Annotated in this window: 24 protein-coding genes; 11 read left to right on the top strand and 13 right to left on the bottom strand. The window is 40.6% G+C overall.

Annotated features, from left to right (window positions below; genetic code table 11):
• The first annotated feature begins 46 nt into the window (after positions 1-46).
• Entirely contained in the window at positions 47-196 is a 150-nt protein-coding gene (locus tag QUB80_RS30045) for a hypothetical protein (RefSeq protein ID WP_289793120.1), read from the top strand.
• A 17-nt stretch (positions 197-213) separates the two neighbouring features.
• Here the strand turns inward: QUB80_RS30045 and QUB80_RS30040 are convergent, their stop codons facing one another.
• The 3 genes from QUB80_RS30040 to QUB80_RS30030 form a co-directional block, all read right to left on the bottom strand.
• Entirely contained in the window at positions 214-342 is a 129-nt protein-coding gene (locus QUB80_RS30040; protein ID WP_289793119.1) for a hypothetical protein, read from the bottom strand.
• Complete coding sequence (locus tag QUB80_RS30035) at positions 336-1,286, bottom strand: ATP-binding cassette domain-containing protein (protein ID WP_289793118.1); 951 nt, start codon at positions 1,284-1,286, stop codon at positions 336-338. Before QUB80_RS30035 ends, QUB80_RS30040 begins: the two co-directional genes overlap by 7 nt.
• Positions 1,287-1,565: 279 nt before the next feature.
• A complete protein-coding gene (locus QUB80_RS30030; protein ID WP_289793117.1) occupies positions 1,566-2,339 on the bottom strand; it encodes an ABC transporter permease in 774 nt (257 codons plus the stop codon).
• A 793-nt stretch (positions 2,340-3,132) separates the two neighbouring features.
• On the opposite strand from QUB80_RS30030, the gene QUB80_RS30025 reads away from it, so the two are divergent.
• Together QUB80_RS30025 and QUB80_RS30020 are read left to right on the top strand one after the other, a co-directional pair.
• Positions 3,133-3,312: a hypothetical protein gene (locus QUB80_RS30025; RefSeq protein ID WP_289793116.1), complete on the top strand. Its 180-nt coding sequence runs from the start codon at positions 3,133-3,135 to the stop codon at positions 3,310-3,312.
• A 528-nt stretch (positions 3,313-3,840) separates the two neighbouring features.
• The gene (locus QUB80_RS30020) at positions 3,841-6,585 is read left to right on the top strand and encodes a zinc-dependent metalloprotease (protein WP_289793115.1); all 2,745 of its coding nucleotides are present in this window, start codon (positions 3,841-3,843) and stop codon (positions 6,583-6,585) included.
• A 50-nt stretch (positions 6,586-6,635) separates the two neighbouring features.
• On the opposite strand, the gene rpsU is transcribed toward QUB80_RS30020, so the two are convergent.
• The 4 genes from rpsU to QUB80_RS30000 all read right to left on the bottom strand — a co-directional run bounded on the left by rpsU (position 6,636) and on the right by QUB80_RS30000 (position 9,690).
• A complete protein-coding gene (gene rpsU, locus QUB80_RS30015) occupies positions 6,636-6,830 on the bottom strand; it encodes a 30S ribosomal protein S21 (RefSeq protein WP_016877213.1) in 195 nt (64 codons plus the stop codon).
• A 107-nt stretch (positions 6,831-6,937) separates the two neighbouring features.
• A complete protein-coding gene (gene rbp / locus QUB80_RS30010; RefSeq protein WP_289793114.1) occupies positions 6,938-7,243 on the bottom strand; it encodes an RNA-binding regulator in 306 nt (101 codons plus the stop codon).
• Between the two features lie 382 nt (positions 7,244-7,625).
• Positions 7,626-7,853: a hypothetical protein gene (locus tag QUB80_RS30005; protein WP_289793113.1), complete on the bottom strand. Its 228-nt coding sequence runs from the start codon at positions 7,851-7,853 to the stop codon at positions 7,626-7,628.
• A gap of 892 nt (positions 7,854-8,745) precedes the next feature.
• On the bottom strand, positions 8,746-9,690 hold the full coding sequence (locus QUB80_RS30000) for a DNA polymerase III subunit delta' (RefSeq protein WP_289793112.1): 945 nt from the start codon (positions 9,688-9,690) through the stop codon (positions 8,746-8,748).
• 88 nt (positions 9,691-9,778) lie between these two features.
• Here QUB80_RS30000 and QUB80_RS29995 point away from each other — a divergent pair, with 88 nt between their 5' ends.
• Complete coding sequence (locus QUB80_RS29995) at positions 9,779-10,147, top strand: cyclic nucleotide-binding domain-containing protein (protein ID WP_289793177.1); 369 nt, start codon at positions 9,779-9,781, stop codon at positions 10,145-10,147.
• Between the two features lie 8 nt (positions 10,148-10,155).
• Here QUB80_RS29995 and tmk read toward each other — a convergent pair whose 3' ends face one another.
• Both tmk and QUB80_RS29985 read right to left on the bottom strand, forming a co-directional pair.
• The gene (tmk, locus tag QUB80_RS29990; protein ID WP_289793111.1) at positions 10,156-10,899 is read right to left on the bottom strand and encodes a dTMP kinase; all 744 of its coding nucleotides are present in this window, start codon (positions 10,897-10,899) and stop codon (positions 10,156-10,158) included.
• Between the two features lie 54 nt (positions 10,900-10,953).
• Entirely contained in the window at positions 10,954-12,237 is a 1,284-nt protein-coding gene (locus QUB80_RS29985) for a RuBisCO small subunit-like domain-containing protein (RefSeq protein WP_289793110.1), read from the bottom strand.
• 127 nt (positions 12,238-12,364) lie between these two features.
• Here QUB80_RS29985 and QUB80_RS29980 point away from each other — a divergent pair, with 127 nt between their 5' ends.
• Both QUB80_RS29980 and QUB80_RS29975 read left to right on the top strand, forming a co-directional pair.
• A complete protein-coding gene (locus QUB80_RS29980) occupies positions 12,365-13,000 on the top strand; it encodes an FMN-binding negative transcriptional regulator (protein ID WP_289793109.1) in 636 nt (211 codons plus the stop codon).
• 39 nt (positions 13,001-13,039) lie between these two features.
• Positions 13,040-14,692 carry an RluA family pseudouridine synthase gene (locus QUB80_RS29975; protein WP_289793108.1) on the top strand — a complete coding sequence of 551 codons (1,653 nt, stop codon included), beginning with the start codon at positions 13,040-13,042 and terminating at the stop codon, positions 14,690-14,692.
• A gap of 9 nt (positions 14,693-14,701) precedes the next feature.
• Here QUB80_RS29975 and QUB80_RS29970 read toward each other — a convergent pair whose 3' ends face one another.
• Together QUB80_RS29970 and cobU are read right to left on the bottom strand one after the other, a co-directional pair.
• Positions 14,702-15,133, bottom strand: a complete 432-nt coding sequence (locus QUB80_RS29970) for a hypothetical protein (RefSeq protein ID WP_289793107.1) — start codon at positions 15,131-15,133, stop codon at positions 14,702-14,704.
• 169 nt (positions 15,134-15,302) lie between these two features.
• Positions 15,303-15,872 (bottom strand): bifunctional adenosylcobinamide kinase/adenosylcobinamide-phosphate guanylyltransferase, encoded by a 570-nt coding sequence (cobU, locus tag QUB80_RS29965; protein WP_289793106.1) that lies wholly within the window; start codon positions 15,870-15,872, stop codon positions 15,303-15,305.
• Positions 15,873-16,087: 215 nt separating this feature from the next.
• On the opposite strand from cobU, the gene QUB80_RS29960 reads away from it, so the two are divergent.
• The 4 genes from QUB80_RS29960 (at position 16,088) to hpsU (ending at position 19,849) form a co-directional block, all read left to right on the top strand.
• On the top strand, positions 16,088-16,855 hold the full coding sequence (locus tag QUB80_RS29960) for a hypothetical protein (protein ID WP_289793105.1): 768 nt from the start codon (positions 16,088-16,090) through the stop codon (positions 16,853-16,855).
• Positions 16,856-17,205: 350 nt separating this feature from the next.
• Positions 17,206-18,129 carry a glycosyltransferase family 2 protein gene (locus QUB80_RS29955; protein WP_289793104.1) on the top strand — a complete coding sequence of 308 codons (924 nt, stop codon included), beginning with the start codon at positions 17,206-17,208 and terminating at the stop codon, positions 18,127-18,129.
• A gap of 17 nt (positions 18,130-18,146) precedes the next feature.
• Positions 18,147-19,088 carry a glycosyltransferase family 2 protein gene (locus QUB80_RS29950; protein ID WP_289793103.1) on the top strand — a complete coding sequence of 314 codons (942 nt, stop codon included), beginning with the start codon at positions 18,147-18,149 and terminating at the stop codon, positions 19,086-19,088.
• A gap of 155 nt (positions 19,089-19,243) precedes the next feature.
• Entirely contained in the window at positions 19,244-19,849 is a 606-nt protein-coding gene (hpsU, locus tag QUB80_RS29945) for a hormogonium polysaccharide biosynthesis acetyltransferase HpsU (RefSeq protein WP_289793102.1), read from the top strand.
• A 340-nt stretch (positions 19,850-20,189) separates the two neighbouring features.
• Here hpsU and QUB80_RS29940 read toward each other — a convergent pair whose 3' ends face one another.
• Complete coding sequence (locus tag QUB80_RS29940; RefSeq protein WP_289793101.1) at positions 20,190-20,843, bottom strand: DUF3386 domain-containing protein; 654 nt, start codon at positions 20,841-20,843, stop codon at positions 20,190-20,192.
• 119 nt (positions 20,844-20,962) lie between these two features.
• Here QUB80_RS29940 and QUB80_RS29935 point away from each other — a divergent pair, with 119 nt between their 5' ends.
• The gene (locus tag QUB80_RS29935; RefSeq protein WP_289793100.1) at positions 20,963-21,631 is read left to right on the top strand and encodes a helix-turn-helix transcriptional regulator; all 669 of its coding nucleotides are present in this window, start codon (positions 20,963-20,965) and stop codon (positions 21,629-21,631) included.
• Positions 21,632-21,657: 26 nt separating this feature from the next.
• Here QUB80_RS29935 and QUB80_RS29930 read toward each other — a convergent pair whose 3' ends face one another.
• Positions 21,658-22,371 carry a Crp/Fnr family transcriptional regulator gene (locus QUB80_RS29930; RefSeq protein WP_289793176.1) on the bottom strand — a complete coding sequence of 238 codons (714 nt, stop codon included), beginning with the start codon at positions 22,369-22,371 and terminating at the stop codon, positions 21,658-21,660.
• Positions 22,372-22,454 lie beyond the last annotated feature (83 nt).

Raw genomic sequence — 22,454 nt, 5'->3', positions numbered from 1 at the left:
AGTGGATGAATTTAGAACCTATGAAGAATGATTTTCGGACGAGCTAATGAAAGAAGAACCAGAGAAATTTAGCGGCTTAGTAATATCTGAAGATATTTGGAAGAGGTTGGGTAATCCCGAATGTTTTGTAAGCTTTAAACCAGGCTATCTTTGGATTCCATTTCGTCCACTTACTAACTGGATAGCAGGAGATTGAGAGAGGTTTAATGGCTCTTAGTTACAATAATTATGACTATATGCATTTGTATCATAGTTTTGGTGAAACGGTATTAGCGAGTGCGATCGCCTTTTACCTTCTGCCACGCCAGGTGAAGCCAGTCGCCCACGGCGCTGCCTCACCACCGCACTGGCTCCTCTGTCACCTGCCTTTTACTTATCTGCTTAATCTCTGTGTTACCTACTTGTATCAATTCCATATATATATGCTCCAATCTCACAGGTTGCCGTGAAATTGAATCAATAGCAATGCCATCAAACTGTGCAATTATCTCTTTTAATTCCAAATGTTCCGATAACCAAAAAGCCAAATCATTTCCATAACGCCGAGGCGTAAAACCACAGGCAATTGCACGCGCGATCGCTTCCTCCTCTTCATCAGTTTGCACAATCAAAATTTCTTTAGCTGGAATAAAACTACGCAAATCCTCTAAACAACCCTCAGCTAAAATGCAACCATTTTTCAAAATACCAATTCTGTTGCACAGGCGCTCTGCTTCATCTAATAAATGAGTGGTTAATAAAATTGTCATGCCCTGATTTTTGAGTTGTTTAATCAACTCCCAAATTTCGTACCGCGCTTCAATATCTAAACCAGTGGTAGGTTCATCTAAAATGATTAACTTTGGCTGATGCACCAATGCCACTGCAATATTTAAGCGCCGTTGCATACCACCACTCAGAGTTTCGACGGGACTTTTTGCCCGATCTAATAAATTCACAGCTTCCAAAGCAGCTTTGATTCTTTGTTTCCGTTTTACTCTATCTAAACCGTAAATTTTTGCAAAAAACTTGAGGTTTTCTTCACAAGAAAGTCCTTTGTATAATAAATTTTCTTGTGGTGCAATCCCAATGAAATTTTTTGTTGTTTCTGAAACTGGTTGATGATTAATTTTTACGGCACCACTATCAGCTTGCAATAAATTACAAATAATATTAATTGTAGTAGTTTTGCCTGCTCCATTTGCACCTAGTAAACCATATATTTCTCCAGGAGCGACATCAAGAGTTAAATTCTGAAGAACTTGTCTTTTACCATAGGACTTATTGAGCTTTTCTATAGACAGCATAGTTTTATATTGGTTTTATATTATTAGTGAAATGTGAGCAAGTAGGTGGACATACTTCAACATAAAATGCCAACCTTTAAAACCTATTTAGGAAGGTTATTTTACCTTCTGCCTACCTACGGAAGCCGCTTGCGCGTCTACTGCCCTCTGACTTGAAAGTCACCTCACCCCCTGCCCCTCTCCTTGCTAAGGAGAGGGGTGTCCGACAGGACGGGGTGAGGTTTTTCATGCCTGGCGATGAAACTTGTTTCATTGGGACTGCCTTCTGCCTTCTATCGATCACAATCTCCTTTCTACTAGCAGCATCCGTCGATAAGCTACCCAACCCCCGAAAATCATGATGGCTGCAAAACCAAAAAGAAACCTGAGATGAGACGCAATCTCTCTGAAATTGTTCCCCTCCGCAGATACTCCTAACAGAGCTTCACTCATGTGATAAATCGGATTGATTTTAGCAATTTCAAGTAATATTTCCGGTAAAAATGTAGTGGGGAAAAATGCCCCACCTAATATTAATAAAGGTACTCCAAAAGCAGCAACTAGAGAGTTGACATCTTCGGTACGACGAGCCAATTGTGTACCTAAAATAAAGCCTAAACCAACATAGGCGATGATACTCAATAAAATAATTATTGCTCCTAAGAATATCGAACCCTGGAAGATTGCACCCCACAATGCTGCGATTGTGTAAATAAGTAATGTTTGTCCAATACCAATGCAACTATGAGCCAAAAAAATACCTAGAAAATAGGATGTACCACTTAAAGGAGAGATAAAAAGGCGTTTGAGGGTTTGCTGTTCTCTTTCTGAGACTACGGTAGAAACGCTGCCACCCAAACAGCTAAAAAATAGGGCTGCTCCTACTAAAGTAGAAGGAGCAGCATATTCAAAACCTCGTTCTGTTGACAGGTTCATACTTTCTGCCAACACAAATCCGTTAATTATCAGCACAGAAACAGGAAAGATAATCCAAAATATTAGACTGCGTCTGCGCCGTAATAGTTCAATTAAAATGCGCTGAGTCACAGCCATTGTTTCACGCCGGTGTTTCATCGCGATTAAGTTACAGCAGTAGTAAGTCAACACGCGTATTTACTGTCATCAGCCATGTGTCCCTCGCCTACACAATTCTATTGGCTGGAGTATGAGCGTCTTGACAGGAGCAGTAGAGTAACCTTGGTTTACGAGGGCTGATCCAAGGTTTGTTCGGCAAGATACCTTAAAGTATATACAAATATTAAGTTATATTACTAAGTTTATATGGTTTATGGTTTATTCACAGGGCTAGTAATCTATCGCATAGGTTTTGAGGTGTTCGTAGTCAGCGATGCACGCGCTCTCGGAGTTTATGATTAAAGTCCTTACTATGAACTTATAGCCTGCGATCGCTCAATTATGTGAAAACTACAGCCTAGATTCAGCCCGACTATCTTGAACAGTCAAGAATCTTGTTTCTAAGGTTGTGTGCAGGAGCAAAACAGAAGCAAAAGACTGACAAAGAGAAATTTAACTATAGTAAAATTTAGAGCATAATTTTCGTTACCCTTTTGGATTAAAAACCTTAACGTCAAGGCTAATTAGTTTAGTGTTGCTGAAAAAGTGGATGATTGAAGTTGGCGTAAAAATACACTAGACACAGTGAATATCGTGTCATGCAAATTCCGAAATCATCTCAAAATGACGCAATGCCAGATGACAAAGCTGGCAATTTGAATTTAATACTAAATAAATCTGAATAAGAAGCAACTTGCTAAATTAATTATTATCTAATTGCTTCTAAAGAAAGATAATGAATGACAAATGAATAAGTTAAGTTAAAGGTAGAAATGAAATAGAGAGAAAAATTATGAATAAGACACTGTTAACTACTTTGTTGTTTGTATTTTTATTATTGTTTATCATATCTCCATTTGCTTCTCTTGCAAGCCTAATGCTACTGTTGGTAATTACAGCATTTATATTCTTCATAGGAAGTTTGCTGCAAGCAATAATTGGTGGTAATAAAGCTGACAACAACTCTCTATAACAGCAAAATATAGTAGTGATAAAGGCTACTAATAGATAATAGTCAAAATACTATTAGCTTACTTTGTTATGACCTGTGATAAGTAAGATTGAATTGGATGAAACATCAGCTAGACAAACAATCTAACACAGATGGTAGCATTTGCCACAGACTTAAGCTAGCGTTAACGTACAATTTAGCTTTATAACCTAATGCATATCTAGCATTAACACTCTGCCTACTTTTTTGGTTGGTGGAACAAGGTAGATTTGGGTGAGTTACTGATCACCTACTACAATATCTGTATTTAAAGATGAGCTTTATCACCCATCTTTGCTTTTTTAATGTCTTAAAAATTACTTGATTAATTACTTTTAAAATCAACAATGTGTGTAAATTTGAGAAAATATAATCATTAACTTAGTAATCTTCCAAGAAATCAATTAAATTTAGTAAAAATATCACTACCTTAAAAATACAAAAACGGCTAATCTATTATTACTTAAGCGGAGCCTCAAGACTAATACCGCTTCATAGGATAGCTAAGGGATGAAAGACTGGATTACAAAATTGACCATCTGTACAGTATTCTTGTGCTATTTGTTGTTTGCAACCGAGAATGCATTGGCCGATAAACTTTTAAGTAGTTATGTGCAGCAATTTAATGGCTTGCCAGTATTTGAAAATATAGGCATTACTGATAATTCAGACAAAGAAGATAGAAAAGAAAGTTTTCGACGATTTCGTGAAAAATTAAAAGATACAGATAAATTAGAGGGACTTTTCACCCTTTATCGTAATAAAGATTCTGGTGAGGTTTATTGGGAAATTAGACCAGAACAACTAAATAAAAATTATTTGTGTACAGTTACATTAGAATCGGGTGTAGGAGAAAGTGGTATTTATAGTGGATTACCTCTACAAGATTTTCTCTTCTACTTCCAACGAGTAAACTATAACTTGCATTTTGTTGTTCGTAATGTCAAGTTCCGTGCAAAGTCAGATGAGCCAGAAGTGCGATCGCTCGCTCGTTCCTTTAGCGATTCAGTTTTGTATGCGCTCGAAATAGCTAGTATTGATCCCTATACTAAAAGCATTCTAATAAAACTTGATGACCTGCTGATGCAGGATTTTCCTGGTTTGGCTTCCCTATTAAAATACTCTTTGCAGGCTGATTACCATCTAGAAGAGAAAAAATCATATTTTGGAGATGTCAAAATTTTCCCTTTCAACCTAGAGATTGACTCAATTTACAATTTTTCATCATCAGAAGGGGCATATTTAGTCACTTTACCTGACAGCAGAGCATTGACTCTGAAAGTACATTACAGTTTTTCCCTACTACCCGAAAATAACGGTTATATTCCCAGAGTTGCTGATGATAGGGTAGGATATTTTATCACTGCCTTTCAGGATTTTCCTCACAATCAGAGCAAAGAACCCTTTGTACGTTACATCCACCGTTGGCATTTAGAAGCATCCAATAGTAGCGCACCTTTGTCCCCACCCAAAAAGCCAATTGTATTTTGGATTGAAAATGCTGTGCCATTAGAGTATCGTGATCCGATTCGTGAAGGCGTCTTGATGTGGAACAAAGCATTTGAAAAAGCCGGATTTCAAAACGCCATTGAAGTGCGGCAAATGTCAGATCATGCAGATTGGCAGCCAGCAGATGTGCGGTATAACACGATTCGCTGGTTTAATTCTTTAGATGCAGGTTTCGCCAGGGGGCCAGCACGTGTTAATCCTCTGACTGGAGAAATATTAGATGCAGATATAATTGTGGATGCCAACATGGTGCGTTCAATTGAGCAGGAATATCGCGCACTGATGGGAACAGATTCAATATTTATGGATGAATCCTTTTCTCAAAGGGGTAAAAACTTATGCCAAGCCTTAAGGGAGAAGCACAAAACAGATAGCAATCATGCCATCTTGATGCCTGATTCTGACTTGTGCTATGGTGTGGAGTCTGCAAATCAAGCCGCAATGGGGGCGCTGGCGTTGTCACTGTTGCAAAACGCTACACCAAATAGTGATGAGATGAAAAAGTACGTGCATCAGTATTTGCGTTCTCTAATTGCTCACGAAGTCGGGCATACTTTAGGTTTGCGTCACAACTTTCACGGCAGTACCATGTTAGCGCCTCAAGAATTAAACAATACCGAAATTACTCGCACCAAAGGTTTAGTAGGTTCGGTGATGGATTATTTGCCCGTGAATCTAGCACCTGTGGGAGTAAAGCAAGGCGATTATTTTCCGGCAATTATTGGCCCTTACGACGAATGGGCGATAGAGTATGGTTATAAACCTCACCCGCACCTAACAACAGAGGCGATCGCTCCTGAAGCTGAAAAACCTTTTTTAGAGGAGATTGCTTTGGCTTCGCCTCAACCAGAATTATCTTATGCTACCGATGAAGATATTTGGGACATCAACCCTCTTGCCAATGTTTGGGATATGAGTAACGATGTACTGCTTTATTGTGAGTGGCAAATGGATAATGCCCGCATGATGTGGCAGCAACTTGAAAAGCGTTATCCAGTCAAAGGAGAAAGTTATAGTGACTTACGTGTATTGTTCAATAGAGTGCTGAGATACTATTTTCGTAATGCTTCCTTACTGACTCAATATATCGGCGGGCAATATTTTCGGCGTCACCATGCCGGTAAAGATACTCGCCCTAGCTTTATACCTGTTTCTTTAGAACAACAACGTCAGGTATTAGCGACGTTACAAAAGAATGTTTTTGCTGGGGATGCTTTGAGTTTCTCACCACAATTGCTCAATCAGCTAGTACCCTCACGATGGCAACATTGGGGGAACTATGTACCTGTATCACGTCTGGATTATCCAATTCACGAGCGAATTCTACACTTTCAAAGTTCGATTTTAAGATCGCTTTTAGATAGCGATCGCCTCCATCGTTTACGGGATATAGAATTCAAAACTCTGCCAGGGCAAGTACTGTCTATGCCAGAATTATTTGATACTTTGCAAAAAGATATTTGGACAGAAGTTTTTGACTTAAAGCAAGCAAAGCCAATTTCTAGTATCCGTCGTTCATTGCAAAGAGAATATCTGAGTATTTTGCTGGAGATGGTGTTGCGTACTAGCGATGTACCTGAAGATAGTCGTACATTGGCTTGGTACCAACTGCGCCAACTCCATCAAGCTATTGATGCTAACCTCAAGCAACAGAGCGATAACTTGGATATTTATACCCTAGCTCACTTAGAAGAAACAAGCGATCGCATTACTAAAGCATTAAACGCACAATTGTACTCAAAGTAGGTTAAATGTAAAGTTCACATTTTGCATGGTTTGCTCCATGGTTACTTTGGCTAACTGCGGAAACGTTTCTTGTAGCGCTTGGAGTTAGCAATTGCTTTGGCTTTACGCTTATTTTTTTCTAGAGGTGTTTCAAAGTGACGATGTTTTCTTACGTCAGGCATAATTCCCGCTTTGGAAACTTGCCGTTTAAATCGACGTAAAGCTGACTCAAGTCCCTCATTTTCGCCCACTACGATTTGAGTCATTCGCTTTCTCCTCAATAATTTAACTGGTAGAGGTAGTCGGAAGAATAAAAAAGGGCAGACACTTACTCTGCCCAAGAGAAATAAAAGCTAAATTTTGAAAACAAAATTTAGTAGCGGCGAGAGTATCCTCCACCATTATTTCCGCGTCTACCACCGAAAGAACCACCATCTGACTTAGGTTTCGCTTTATTAACCTTCAAGTCACGACCCATCCACTCAGCACCATCAAGCGCATCAATGGCAGCGAGTTCTTCAGCTTCTGAACTCATTTCTACAAAAGCAAAGCCACGTACACGACCGGTTTCACGATCAACTGGCAACTGAACTCTTTTCACAGAACCATATTCTGTAAAAACCTCATTCAAAGCCTCTTCTGTGACTTCATAAGAGAGGTTGCCTACATAAACTGACATAGATTTTCTCCAAAATCATGAGTGTGTGGAGATGTAGATTTCGGAGAAAAGCCTGCCAATATCAAAAGGTTAAAGCCCATCAATACCACAAACAAACACTATTACCGAATTCTATTCTCGCTTGCCATGTTAGTACAAAATTCAATTCTCACCCACCGTAATTTAGAAATTTGTATGAAAAATTTGCTACTAGGGTTTTGTCTAGTTCTTTTGGTGCTGTAGAAATACAAAGAGGTAGGCGATCGCACGGCGAGGGCGCTCACACTTCGCGAATGCGATCACGTAAGTTAGCTTGAGATTTGCGGAACTGCTTGCTATTGGAATTGGTTGAGCAGAACCATAGTAGATCTATGTTTCGTTACTGTATTGCTACTCCTAATACTTAATATAAAGAGCCACATAAACGTTGCAGTTCGACTTCTGGTTGTCCAAAGTGTTGTTGGCGGCACAATAGAACCTGAGCCGAGCGGTATCGAAAGAAAAGCTGGTGACTAAACCACCCTAGCGGAGCACCAATAATCAAACCGAGCAATAAGCCAGTTATTAAAAGAGGCAATGGATTACGTCTATTTGGGGAAATATCTTGTCTAGGAGTAGTATTTTTAATCATATGGGTTTTCCTCCACCTGCTCACCTTTCTTAAAAAGAGCAAAAACAAGGTCTATTGGCGTCTCTCTGTGTACTTATTTCGTCATAAGCAAAGACACTGACTGGGTGTGAGTTTTCCCGTATAGTTAAATGAAGAAATATAAAGGCTTAACTATTCTCTCTTGCTGCCAGAGTCATTACACATTCATGCAGGACAATAAATTAGTGGCTGAACTCTTCTAATTAGCCTTAAAAATATTTATTTTTATCCAGTTTATAGTATTGAAGATATAATTCTCATTCTGATTGCAGAATAATATAATTAAGTTTTGAAATTGAACAAATAAATTTTAGAGTAATTATGCCCTATGAGAATAATTTTGGGCAATGCCCATGACTTGAAGATGAACAATAAGTTTATTTTCTCAATTTTAATAAGCGAAAAAATGCAAAATTTCTATTCTGATATTTCACTGCCTGTAGCTATAATAACTATGAGGATTGCATTCTGTGTTTTAACTCCTTCCTCATTTCTTGACTGAATAAGAATCTTGCCAAAATGGCAACCCAGTTCTGATATCCTCAGTTAAATTGAATAAAGATAAACGACTTCAAGGGTGTTGTTATCAGGGTGTATCACAATAAAAGACTTGTGATACACTCTCTCTAAAAATAAATTTCAAGAAGTAGGAATATTATCTATACATGATATAAAAATTGATAATTGAAATTAACAAATAATAATGAGTTTGACATTTACTGCGCCAGGAATTAGTGTGTAATGACATTGTCGTTATCCCACACGTTAGCCCCCTAAATAAATGGCAGTGTCTTTACAGATTCCTGTTCACTTCAGTAGTAAATGTCAGAGTGGGAGTTCAAAGCGAATGGTATGCTAACTCCCACTTTTATTTTTATTGACATAACTGCAAAAATGTACATTCCCAAACGAGGCGTGGCTGGGCATAACAAAGCAGAGATTTACGAGCTTGTTCTAGCTGCTTGACAATACTTGGTTGCTGCCATTGCTGCCAGTAAGACAGCTGAAGATAATCAATTAACCACAGTTGTGCTTCAGTGTCTAAAGCTTTGTCGATTTCTTTAGCTAATTCCAAGGCTTGGATATAGTTTTTTGGTATTTTGGTTACGGCTTGCAGTAGTTCTGGGGAAATAGTTTGCAGTTGCTCATAGGCAGCGATCGCTTCTCCAGGGCTACCAGCCGCAATACTTAATACAGCCCGGTGTTGCAAAATTTCCTGATGCCCGATACTTGTGAGTACCTCAACTATTGCAACTGAATCTAAGCGATAAAAGGGAACGCGTTGACAGCGTGACACCAGTGTCGGCAAAATAGACTCTGGGGAAGGAGCTATTAAAATTAATGTTGCCTGCCCTGGTTCTTCTAGAGTTTTCAGCAAGGCATTGGCAGCAGCTTCTGCCATTGTTTCTGCCTGTTCCAAAACTACTATTTGCCTTGGTGCTTCCAAAGGTGGGCGGCTAAGAAATTCAGTAATTTCGCGAATTTGCTCTAGACGAATCACAGGTGGTGCTTTACGCTTAAGTCCTTTCTCTGCTGCTTCGGTTGCTGTTAGGCGTTGTCCTTGATACTGATATGTTGGCTTTATCCATAGCACATCTGGATGGTTGCCTTTTTGCAGTTTGGTGCGAATATCAGTAAGATCTTCAGATAAACCATCAGTAAATAGAAATTCTATAAAACACCGTGCCGCCAAACCTCGTCCTATACCATTAGTTCCTAAAAATAAGTAAGCTGGTGCAACTCTGTTTTGTTTAACAGCTTGAGTCAGTAACTCTACTGCTTGTTGTTGTCCTATAAGTTGTGCAAACTGGTCAGTCATAATTAAATGTATAAGAATTTAACTCAACGCTTGTGTACTAGCACAAGCAATCTTAAAGTTAGAACTAACACATAGGAGTTACATGAGTATGTTAGTACCAGCAGAAACGGTCAGAATCTTTCAAAACCAACCAGAATTGAGATTTTCTCCCGGCCAAGTTATTTTTGAACAAGGGCAGGAAGGAGAGTTGATGTATGGCATCTTAATGGGAGAAGTAGAATTGCGTGTTGATGGTAAAGTGGTCGAAATTATCAAAGCTGGTGATGTTTTTGGTGAAGGAGCTTTAGTTCATCCAACTCGAAATAGGGCATCCACGGCGATCGCTAAAACTAACTGCATAATTGCATCTATGAACAAAGATCGTTTTCTTTTTGCCGTTCAAGAAACTCCTATGTTTGCGCTACAAGTAATGCAGAGTTTCTCAGATCGCCTGCGCCGGATCAAGCAAAATATATAACGCTGTTTTTACCTTTTGACTTGCTTATATCCCCACTCATCCAGTTTTAAGAGCAAAATTTTCTGAATCGCCTGTCGGATTGCATCTACACTGACACTAGCATCTACCCTTACTGTTCGCTCTGGGTAGGATGCAGCTAATTCTGTATACCCTTTTTGAACACGACGATGAAAGGCAATATTTTCTTGTTCAATGCGATCGCCTCTGTTGTTAGGTGTGGTGACGGCATCAGCATCGCTGCTGGCGCTATCCCCGCTCGCATCATCGCCATCGGCAATGGCAGAAGCTTTATGTTTGCGAGCTAGCCCCGCCTCGACATCAACATCTAGCCAGAAAGTTAAATCGCTTTCTAGCCCATTGGTAGCAATGGTGTTGAGCTGAACAATTAAATTCATGTCTAAACCGCGGCCATAACCTTGATAAGCTACGGTAGAGTCTGTATAGCGATCGCATAATATAATTTTCCCGGCTGCGAGAATTGGTTTAAGTTCTTCGACGTGTTGCGAGCGATCGGCAGCATATAACAATAATTCTGCTCTGTCTGTAATAGGAAAGGCAGATGGTTCTGACGATTCTCCTTCTGCCTTTTGAAGTAACAAGCGGCGCAGATGCAAGCCCAACTCTGTTCCCCCAGGTTCGCGAGTAATTAGCACAGGGATACCAAGACTTTGCAGCCACTCACCACAAAGCTGAATTTGAGTTGTTTTCCCACAACCTTCTACCCCTTCAAATACAATTAACTTGCCATTCATGCGTTTTGATTTTGCTGCTAACGACTTTTATCCTGGCAGAAAAAGGGGTAGCTTTTACCAACTGACGACTTTTTCGTTAGGACGTTGGATAATCGTTTCCAGAACTCGTCGTTTCGCTTTGGGATCGATACCTACTAACCGCACATACTCGCCACTATATTCGGCCAAACACGATTCTACAGTTGATATGGCATCCGACTCATTTTGAATCTGACCTAAGGCACAACTTTGCCAAGAACCAGTGCGGAAACGTCGCTCATCTACGTGTTCTACGCCAATTTTATGACCTTGAGACAAAATATTACGTACTTGTTCTACCGTCTCCGAACTCAACTTAGTGTGAGATTTTTCTTGTTTTTGGAAGCCGTTTGTTGTGCTTGGTTGGTTTGAGCCATTGCCTGAGTAACCAGTAGCAGGTGTTACAGGTTGCGACGTAGCAGCAGGTTGATAACTTTGCCGCATATTCCGGTTGTACTCAGACACTAAGCGGTAATCTTCCACTCGTTTTTGTTCGCCAACCATTAAGTTAGCCATCTCTAACAAGTGAGAAAGACTGAAATTAGGCTTGTTGAATTGTGGTGGTCCTTCTAAACTGTTTACTACCCGTTGAGATATGCGCTCAACTCCGATTTGATAGATGAACTCGCGGATTTGTTCGTCATAAATTCGCGATCGCAAAGCGCTAAAAAAGTCAATTGACTGATGTGGGAACGTATCCACTAACTGCTCTACTTCTCGGTGCGAAAGCCCATCTTCACTAAAAATTCCACCTACAATCCCGATCTTGTCATTTCTATCTGGTTCCCAGTAAAATTTTTCCATCCGCCCATCACGAATCAAAGGCGCGTATAGGGTAGAAAAATCATTTCCTGTCACAATAATTGGCACGCGATGTAAAGGCGTGGCATCGTAACTGCCGGGAAGTTGTACATCGGTAGGATTATCGGCAATATTCATCAGTGTGGCATTCACTAACTGAGTATTCACCGTGTACTGCGTACCTTCATCAAAGCGCCCCGCACCCGCATCTAAATCATTAATCATTAACACGCACATTTTGCCGCGTACTTTGATTAATTCTGCTGTTTCCCGATAGCGCAGACGAATCAGGCGTGCTGGATCTCCTGCATCCGGACTTTCTAATTCTCCGCCAGAAATGAGAGTAACTTCCACACCCATTCTCTCGAAGACTAACTCACATTGAAAGGATTTGCCTTCACCTTTACGTCCATGAATACCCAAAATCAAAGGTACTCGTACACCAGGCAGGTTAAGGAAGTTTTTGGTAATAAAAACTGCTAATTTGTCCAGAAAGCGAGGAGCGATATAGTAACTCATGAACCTGTGGAATTGATAGCACTGCTTAAATTAATGTTAAGTTTTTCTGACAACAAGCGATCGCTATCTTTTGACGGAAACTGAATATAAGTTGAAAAAAACTGATTGATAAAAATGTTCAAGTCTCATGTACATTCCCAATGCCTTTCGAGAAGAAGACACTGAAAAGCTAGTCGCCTTCATGCGTGCCAATAGTTTTGCCACATTAGTGTCTGTCCACAATCGTCTTCCTATTGCCTCCCATATTCCACTCGTCGTCACAGTACAAAATAATATTGTTAAGCTAACAGGTCATCTTGCCAAAGCAAATCCTCACTGGCAGGTGTTTGGAGAGATTGAATCACTTGCTATTTTCACTGGGCCCCATGCTTATATTTCACCATCTTTGTATGAAAAGCGTGAGAGTGTGCCAACCTGGAACTATATTGCCGTTCACGCCTATGGTGTGCCTCAAATTATTACTCTCAGCGACTCTAGGGAACTGATGGACAAAATGATAGACACAATGATTGATACCTATGGCTCAGATTACAAATCACAGTGGCACAGCTTATCTGACAACTTCCGCGAAGGCATGATGAACGGTATTGTTGGTTTTGAAATGACTGTGACGCGATTAGAAGGGAAATATAAACTTAGCCAAAACCGTAGCCAAAACGATCAATACAATGTTGCACACGCGTTACTACAAAGTGCAGATCTAAATGCTCAAGCTATTGGTGCAGCAATGCAACAAAATTTTGAAACTAGTGAACAGCAATAGCTTTGGTAAAGGCGATCGCTTAACTATAACTTTACGCAAATGGTGATTCTGCACAAACTTTCAGATTTTATAGAATCTGCAATCAATAACCTATCTCCTAGTTATTACTATCAAGGGTATTGTCCTCAAACAGGCGAACTACTAAAACTAGCCCGTACCCCTTTAGCAGAAGCAGTAGCCTATGGTTTAATGCGATACCTTGCCACCGATGAGCGTTATAATTCTGAGGGCAAGATGTATGGAGTATTGCTAGTTGAACTGCCTTCTGGCGAACAAAGAGTACTCAAAGCATTTTCCGGACTTTTGAATGGTAGCAGCATGGTTGAGGGCTGGGTGCCGCCAATTTCCGGAAAAGACGAAGTTGCTTTAGACGAAGCCCGCACTTTGGTACAATTAGAAGCTATCAAACAGGAACTTATTATCCTCAGGCAACTCCCCCAACGAAAGCAGTACGAAATACTGTCTCGTGAGTTTGAACAGCAATGGCAACAAATTAGCGATCGCCATCTCAATTGCAAACAGCAACGCCAAGAAAAACGTCAGATACTGTGTAAAACACTGACGGAAACAGCACTCACTGTTGCCCTAGAACAACTCGATGCCGAAAGTCGTTGGCAGGGAATAGAGCGACGGCAATTCAAACGTCAACGGGATGGGATATTGCAGCCCCTCAAGCAAATAATTGCAAACGCAGATGCCCGAATTCGAGAATTGAAACAACAGCGTCAAGCACTGTCACGCCAACTACAAACTCAAATGCACGCTGCCTATAGCCTAATTAATTTTTTAGGGCAATCAGCATCGTTGCAGCAATTGATCCCAGGAGGTTCCATGCCTACTGGCACGGGAGATTGTTGTGCTCCCAAGCTACTCCACTATGCGGCAATACATCGGCTAAAACCACTGGCAATGGCAGAATTTTGGTGGGGAATGTCCTCTAGGAATCAGGATAAAGTCCAAGGAGAGTTTTATGAAGCTTGTGCAGAGCGCTGTCAACCGTTGATGGGGTTTCTGCTCTCAGGATTGCCTCAACGTGATTTGAGTGTAGAAGCTGCGATCGCACAAACACTACCCATTATTTATGAAGACGAATGGCTGATTGCTGTGAACAAACCTCCAGGGCTACTATCAGTTCCAGGGCGTTACCCTGATCGCCAAGATAGCGTAGAGAGTCGGCTGCGTCATCTCGTGCCTGATGGAATGGCGCTGATGGCTGTGCATCGTCTGGATCAAGAAACATCTGGCATCCTGCTTTTAGCTCGCGATTTACAAACCTATCGTCAACTCACTCAGCAGTTTCAGCAGCGTCAAGTTCACAAAGTTTACGAAGCCATACTTGCTGGCTCTGTAGCGATAGAAAAAGGTGTCATCGAACTACCGTTGTGGGGAGATCCTCAGCAGCGCCCTTATCAAAAAGTGGATTGGCAGCGCGGTAAACCTAGCTTGACTCACTTCCAAGTAATAGCAACATCAAACTACACTCGCATAGAATTTATACCTTTAACCGGGCGCACCCATCAGCTTCGGGTTCACGCTGCCGATCCCAAAGGACTTGGCGTACCGATTTTGGGCGATCGCCTGTATGGCTGTCGTGCAGATGCAAGTCGATTGCATTTACACGCACGGGAATTTTGCTGCAACCATCCCCAATCTGGACAAGTCCTTCACCTAAAAGTACAGACACCGTTTTGATCGCACAATTCAATTCTCGTCGGATTTGGAATTTTGCAAAAGCCGATTACGGATGATCTGCAATTGTACTTGAGTATTAATAGGTATTCGTGGTAATGGTAAATCTGTATTCGGCCAGCCTGATAAGTCATTGCAGGGACATAGTTCAGGTGGCATACCCACATTTCTTACTGGTACTGGCATTGTGCAACGCGCACAGCTTACCATTTCCCAATTAGGACTTAAAAGTTCGGCAATAGTTTCGTGCGTTCCCTCTAAGTAACAGTCGCCACTTTCCAGGGAGACAATTTTTTGCCAACACTCTTCAAATTCATTACTGTAACCATCGCCCTCTATTACCGATTTCGGCAGTAAAGTTTCTGCACCGTTACCGATGACAACCTTTTTACCTAATTGAAACCAGTAAGCTAGATATTGTTTAACTTCTTTTTGGGATGCCATGTTAACTATTTTAAATTTTATATTTAGGATTTAGAACTGGGAATTTGGAATAAAGAATTAAGAATAAATCATTGGTCATTTGTAGGGGCGGGTTTATTTAGATATTTCGTCATCTAGAGAGATTGTTGTTAAAACCCGCCCTTACAGTGGTTAGTAGTTGGTTGTCTCCTTATTCCCTTATCCCCTTGTCCTCTTTTCCCGATGCTGGTAAAGGAGTACCAAGAGTGCTGAGATTAAGCACGTAACCGCCAGTCACTAGATAAACAGCTTCAGAAATTGCACCTAAGCGACGTACTAAATTGCTCAGGCGATCGCGGAAAGTTCGACCTATAGGATAAGCTGGCACTACACCCCATCCTGTTTCTTCGGCTACAAAAATCATCTCAACTGCGACTAACTCAATCGTCTCTAACAAATCTTGCACGGTCTTTTCCCAGCTTTCTTCTTCCTGGGAGAGTAGATTAGCTACCCAAGTCCCTAAAGAATCAATCAAAATACAAGTGTTTGGTTTGGCTTCGGTAAGGGTAGTAGATAATTCTACAGGTACTTCCAATGTGATCCAATCTTGAGGACGACGTTGCTGGTGTTTTTGGATGCGCTGTTGCCACTCGCGATCAGCAGAATTTTGAGTTGCTGTTGCTACGTAAATCACAGCTTTTTGTGACTGCATTGCCACAGTTTCCGCCCATTCACTTTTACCAGATCGTGCTGGGCCTGTTACCAGAGTTACTTTTCTCAAAGCTATTTCCTTAGTATCTTTAATTAACCGGGGTTGCAATTAATGACTAAGATTTTTTCTTTCAATGGTGGGATTTTTGACACTGAATAACTTTTATATAGATACAATTAATACTCAGCATCATTTATGCAATGATTGGGTAAAGTCAAAAATCCTAAAACCTAATTCAGCATCATTAAACACCACAAATCACGATCTAGGCTAGAGATACATTTATGAAAGCAGGCTTAAAACGTATTGAAGCAACCCTACATGATTTAGGCAATCGCGATCATGCTGTCGAATCGGGAGATACAAGCAAGCGGTCTTTGTCTTTTAGAATCAGTGTTGGAGCATCGGAACAAGCCACAAGCGATACACAATCCCAGAATCAGACTCCTCAAAAACTAGAAGAAGAAGAGCATAGCCAGTACCACAAAACCTCTGTACAAACTTTTTCAGTCGAAGATAACGGTTGCAAAACACCAAGCCTACCTAAAATTAAAACTCCTAGCTTAACGAGCCATAGAAATGCAGCCAATCCAGGTCTAGCAATGAACTTGTTGCAAGAAATACAGGAAATTGTTACCAATTGGCAGGCAGAACTACAAGTAATTGTACGGCAAATACAAGATGTTTATTTAGAAGGGCCAATTGTCAATGGTTGGTTAGAATCTGAAACTGCTGATGAATCAGTAGGAACTGCGACACTACGCCATGCAGAAGTTGACCAACTTATGGACTACGTAGAAGAAATTTGCGCTCAACAAGCAAAAGCATCTTGTCAATCGTCCCGTGCGGGTTATCGTTTGTGTGGATTAGATGCCTCTGGTACTGTTTGGTCGCGTCCTTGTCCACCTGAGCAAGTAGCCAGTGTTAGTATGGCTATTGCTCGTTATCAGAAATTGCGCCAACTATTGGGACGCAAGCAGTACCTAGAAACTCGTCTTGCACAACTAGCTGAAAGTCTTGTGGTATTACACAGTCACATTCAAAGTCAGTAGAATTACTGGGTTTATTGTGTGGGGTGTAGTGAGAATCATTTTCTCCACACCCAAGAGTTTAAACTCCCTCAAGAAGATTGATGGAAAAACAAACATTTATTCTTTATACCCTACACCCTTATTAAATAGATATTAATTAATAGAGATTATTTCCGAAAAAACTCGGTTGGTAAGTCAGGATAACTTGGTATAGATTAGCACCAAAGCTAGTGAAAGTTGGATTTTGTCGCTAGTGATTTATCACATTAATTTTGTTGGCTAGCAGATCCCCGACTTCTTATAGACACCCGGAGGGTGGCTTCCCGAAGGGTAGAAGTCAGGAATCTGAACACCTTAATTACTTATACCCTATGCCAGATACGCAAATCTCTGCCATTATCTGTACTCACAATCGAGACACTTATTTAGGTGCAGCCATAGATAGCCTCCTATCACAGGATTTTGTTGGTGACTTTGATGTGATAGTGGTGGATAATGGATCGAGCGATCGCACTCGTTGTGTCGTAGAACAAAGGGCTAGCGATTCTCGTCTGAAGTATGTTTTTGAACCCACTGTTGGTCTATCTGTAGCTCGCAATACAGGTGCCAAAGTTACAAGCAGTGAAATTTTAGCATATCTGGATGATGATGCTGTAGCTTGTCGGCACTGGTTGCAAGTATTGTATTGTGCCTATCAAAATAACCCCAAACTAGCGATCGCTGGTGGTAAAGTTAGCTTACTCTGGTCTGATGGGATGCAACCACCACAATGGCTATCTAGCGGTTTAGCAGCTAATTTAGGTGCATACGATTTAGGCGATAGTTTAGTATGCATTGATCAACCAGGTTTAACCCCCAGAGGTTTAAACTACTCCATAAAACGCAGCTTTCTCAAAGAAATTGGTGGTTTTGATCCCCATCTTGGGCGAGTAGGCACAAAATTATTATCGAACGAAGAACTACAAATGACCGAAATCGCCCTGCAACAAGGTTGGCAAGTTGCTTATCTTCCTGATGCTCATGTGTTTCATCATGTTGCTCCTGAACGTCTCAACCGTTCTTGGTTTTTAAACCGAGGTTGGTGGCAAGGAATTAGTGAGTGCTATCGGGAACAAATAGCAGGTATAGCAATTACGGAGCAATTACGACGCGGTAGCGAACGTTTTTTACGTGGTATCTATAAGGCTTTAAAACATATTTCCGATCCAGCCGAGCGATTTGACAAGCTTGTATATGCCTACGGTCAAATTGGATATTTAAATGCTGCTATTCAGGGTTTAAAAATTACAAAATAATCTTCAATATTTATATTATGTCACTATCTAAAATACCAGTTTCTGTACTAATTCCAGCAAAAAACGAAGAAGTAAATTTACCAGCCTGTTTAGCTAGTCTCGAAAGGGCTGATGAAATATTTGTAGTAGATTCACAAAGTTCTGACAACAGCGTCGAAATTTCCCAGAGTTACGGTGCAAAAGTTGTACAATTTAACTTTAATGGACACTGGCCTAAAAAGAAAAATTGGTCATTAGACAATCTACCTTTTCAGAATGAATGGATTTTAATAGTTGATTGTGATGAACGTATTACCTCTGAGTTATGGGAAGAAATAGCCCAAGCAATTCAAAATTCAGAGTATGATGGTTACTACCTTAACCGCCGCGTATTTTTCTTAGGTAAATGGATTCGTCACGGTGGTAAATATCCTGATTGGAATTTGCGTTTATTTAAATACAAAAAAGGTCGTTACGAAAACCTTAATACTGAAGATATTCCTAACACAGGTGATAACGAAGTTCACGAACACGTTGTTTTAGAGGGAAAGGTAGGGTATCTCAAGAATGACATGATTCATGAAGATTTTCGTGACCTTTATCACTGGTTGGCAAGGCATAATCGTTATTCTAACTGGGAAGCTCGTGTTTATCTGAATTTGCTTACAAATCAAGGTGATAAAGATACTATTGGTGCGAGTTTATTTGGTGATGCAGTGCAACGTAAGCGTTTTTTGAAAAAAATTTGGGTGCGGTTGCCATTTAAACCATTTTTACGGTTTGTGTTGTTTTACATTATCCAACGTGGTTTTTTAGATGGTAGAGCAGGTTATATTTATGCACGACTTTTAAGCCAATATGAATATCAAATAGGTGTCAAATTTTATGAATTACATCACTGTGGCGGTAAGCTCAACTCAAAATCAACTCCAATGACAACATCATCTCTTCCTCAGGTAGTTAATCAGACAGTAATTTAAGAAAGGGAGAGTTTGTTAATAGCTAATAGCTATTAACAAATACTTAATACCAACTAGTGTAAGGGCAGGTTTAGTAGATAAATGGTTGTTTCAATAGAGATATCATTGAAAAATTAGCCCCTACTAAACCCTTATTAACTATTAATTAATGACTAATGACTAATGACTCATTTATAGATTTACGCAAATATGATCAATCTTGGTTTGACCGAGGTCGTCCAGGCTGGTATGTTTTATTGTGGTGGTTTGTACAAGCGATCGCTTTTCCTCTGACTTTTCACCCGTTTAATAATCTGCGTTGTGCTTTGTTGCGTCTGTTTGGTGCTCGCATTGGTAAAGGTGTACTAATTCGACCCACTGCTCGCTTCACGTATCCCTGGAAAATCACAATCGGTGATTACAGTTGGATCGGAGACGATGTAGTTTTATATAGCCTTGACTACATCCATATTGGAGAACACTGTGTAGTTTCGCAAAAAAGTTATTTGTGTACTGGTAGTCACGATATCCACGATCCAAGCTTCGGTTTGACAACAGCGAGCATTTACATTGGCAATGGAGCATGGATTGCGGCAGATTGCTTCATAGCACCAGGAGTGAAAATAGGAGCAAATGCTGTGATTGGTGCGCGCAGCAGTGTTTTTAGTGATATACCCTCTGGGCAAGTGGGCTGGGGTACACCTTGCAAATCTCACTATTCTAGATATGGCAGGGAACAGGGAACAGGAAACAGTAAAAATTCCACTTTACATTCTTGGTGATTAAATTTGTATCATCGAGACTACCTTCAACTTAATTGTCTTCTTGGTACTTTAAGAATAATTCCGTATATTTACTATTCCCATATGTATATGAGTACCTGTAAAAAGTATGAAATATATACAGTAAGAGCGTTAGCCTGATAACCAAAGGAGAGAAATATGTACCTCTGGTTAAAACCAGAGTTCATACTCTCTCCTGATTTCTTTAGTATATATTTGTTAGCGATCGCCATTAATGATATTCATGAATAAAATAATTTTCAAAGTAAAAAAAGTGACGTGTGCCTAAATGCACTCACACGCCACCCTTACTTAAATATATCCAACCTAATTCAACAATTTAAGCATCTGATTCCAACAACTTAATATTAGAAAAAGTAAATTCCTGAATTGAGGGTTTGTCTCCTGTCTCAGTGCTAATTTCCCGCCGATTTAAAATAAAGTAGTCACCAACCTTTTCGTATTCATCCACAAATTCACTCCTGCCACCTTTTTGCTCACCTGTTTTGGGATCGTGATATACAGAGTCGTAGGTGTAAGGGAGGTAGCCTTCTTCAGTATCATGAGTACTAAAGGTATTAATGGTGACGACAACACCGTGAATATGACGGTGGACGAGACTAACTACGTTGTTGCGGACTTTGTATTTGTCCCCTTCAGACTTACCGCCTAAGATAATGTCAACTGCGCCTGTCTCATCAGTACTACCATAGCTAAACGTATTCGCACCATGAGTTTCTTCAAAGCTGCGACGAATGCGGTGAATAGCTATTTCCCATGCTTGATTGTGAATCGCCTGCTTTGCTTGCTCATCTTCTATTTCAAAAACTTCGGCTTTGAGGTTGGCATTAATGCGGATTTTGCCTGTGAATACCTGCTCATCTAACTTGTATGTGATATCTGCGGTATAGCCAGGAAAATTGCGATCCCAGGTGTAACGGTTCTCATAAGCAGCCCGGAAGAACTCTTGGGCAGAAATTTGTGTAGCAGTCATTTTTTTCTCCTATATTCGCCAGTTATGTTAGCTTTTTACCTTTAGTGCTATTAGTTAGCATAGAAGTAGTTGTCAAGTCCCGCCTAGTCCCCAACTGGGTACACTTATGAGTACACTATATGGCTCGTTCTCTTCATGCCCTGTTTAATGCGATCGCCAATGCCCACAATGAGCAAGAACTACGCCTTGCTGTGATGGACACAGTTGGCGAGTATTTTGTTGTAGAACGTGGGGGTTTGTATTTGCTGGATGAATCGTCGCCGATAGACGTTGAAGTGCAAACCATCCCTGAAGTTTGTTTAGAGGGCAATCCAGTCGGACGCTATGTTGTAGAGCGTCATGCTCCCGCCCATGAACAATTAATCTTAGCTCCAGGAGACTGGAAAGAAATTTGCCCGCGCCACGATCATGCCCACGTGATGAGTGGGCCTATTATATGTGATGGCCGTGTTGTGGGAACACTCAATCTTGCTCGTGCTAACGGTACTCCTGCCTTTGATGCTAATGATTTAGCGGATCTGAGTGCTTTATGCCTGCATTTATCAGCTAAACTCGCCACCTTGAGGGCGAAACCAAAAACATTCAATTCGCCGTTGGTTAGTCGTCTCACTCCACGAGAGTTAGAAATTGCGAAGTTGGTGGCGCAGGGGTTAACCAATACAGAAATAGGAGAAAAGCTTTTTATTACCCAAAATTCAGTGAAGCAAGCATTAAAACGAATGTTTCGGAAGTTAGGAGTTTCGGCACGAGCAGAAATGGTAGCTAAATTACAAAACGGCTCATCATAACATATACAAAAAAGAAGATTGTAGAGTTATGTGGTGTTACAGTCTATAGTATTTCCAGAAGCAATTTCTTCCAATTTTTGGGCATCAAGTATTGTAATTTTGCCACCTCGACTGTAGGCAACTGTTGTTTTTATACTTTTAATTAAACGCACGCATTCTTCATACGTAATACCAATACTGCGGGCGATGCGATAATATGGCAATTTGACTTTTAAAGTCTTTCCTTGTTGGTTTAATTCACTACCATATTCAACAGCAAAATATTGAATTAACCTTGCCAACCGGACGATCGCTCGTTCAGAAACTAATCCGTGAACTGTTTCATGCAAATGTTGAATCCGAGAATTTAAAACCATCAGCATTCGCAAGGCAACATCAGGATTGTGCTGTATGGCTTGGAGTAAAGCATCTCTTTCGACTGTCAGAATCTTGCACTCAGTCTCAGCCGTGACTGTGGCAGGACAAATACCATTTCCTAAGAGTGCGGGTGCAGCAAACATTTCCCCAGCAAAGAGGGTGCGGAGAATCGTTTCTTTGCCCGTAGTTGCTGTTTTACTAACTTGAATGGCACCACTAGCGACAGTAAATAACTTAGCTGGTAGGCGATCGCCCTCATGTAAAATAATCTCTCCTTGGCTGTAGCTTTGTATGTGTGTGTGAGGCTGCAATCTCATTCTGTCTGTGGGTTCTAAATCCGCAAACACGATAATTTGTGAAAGTTGCTCAAGGGTTGCCTGCATACATTTGTAGGGAACAGGGTACAGGTGACAGGGTACAGGAAAATTAGACTCATCTATTCCCATACCCTATTACTTACAGCAGT

It is taken from the genome of Chlorogloeopsis sp. ULAP01 (assembly GCF_030381805.1).
In the GTDB taxonomy this organism is placed as follows: domain Bacteria; phylum Cyanobacteriota; class Cyanobacteriia; order Cyanobacteriales; family Nostocaceae; genus Chlorogloeopsis.
This window is presented reverse-complemented; position numbering and strand designations above follow the sequence as displayed.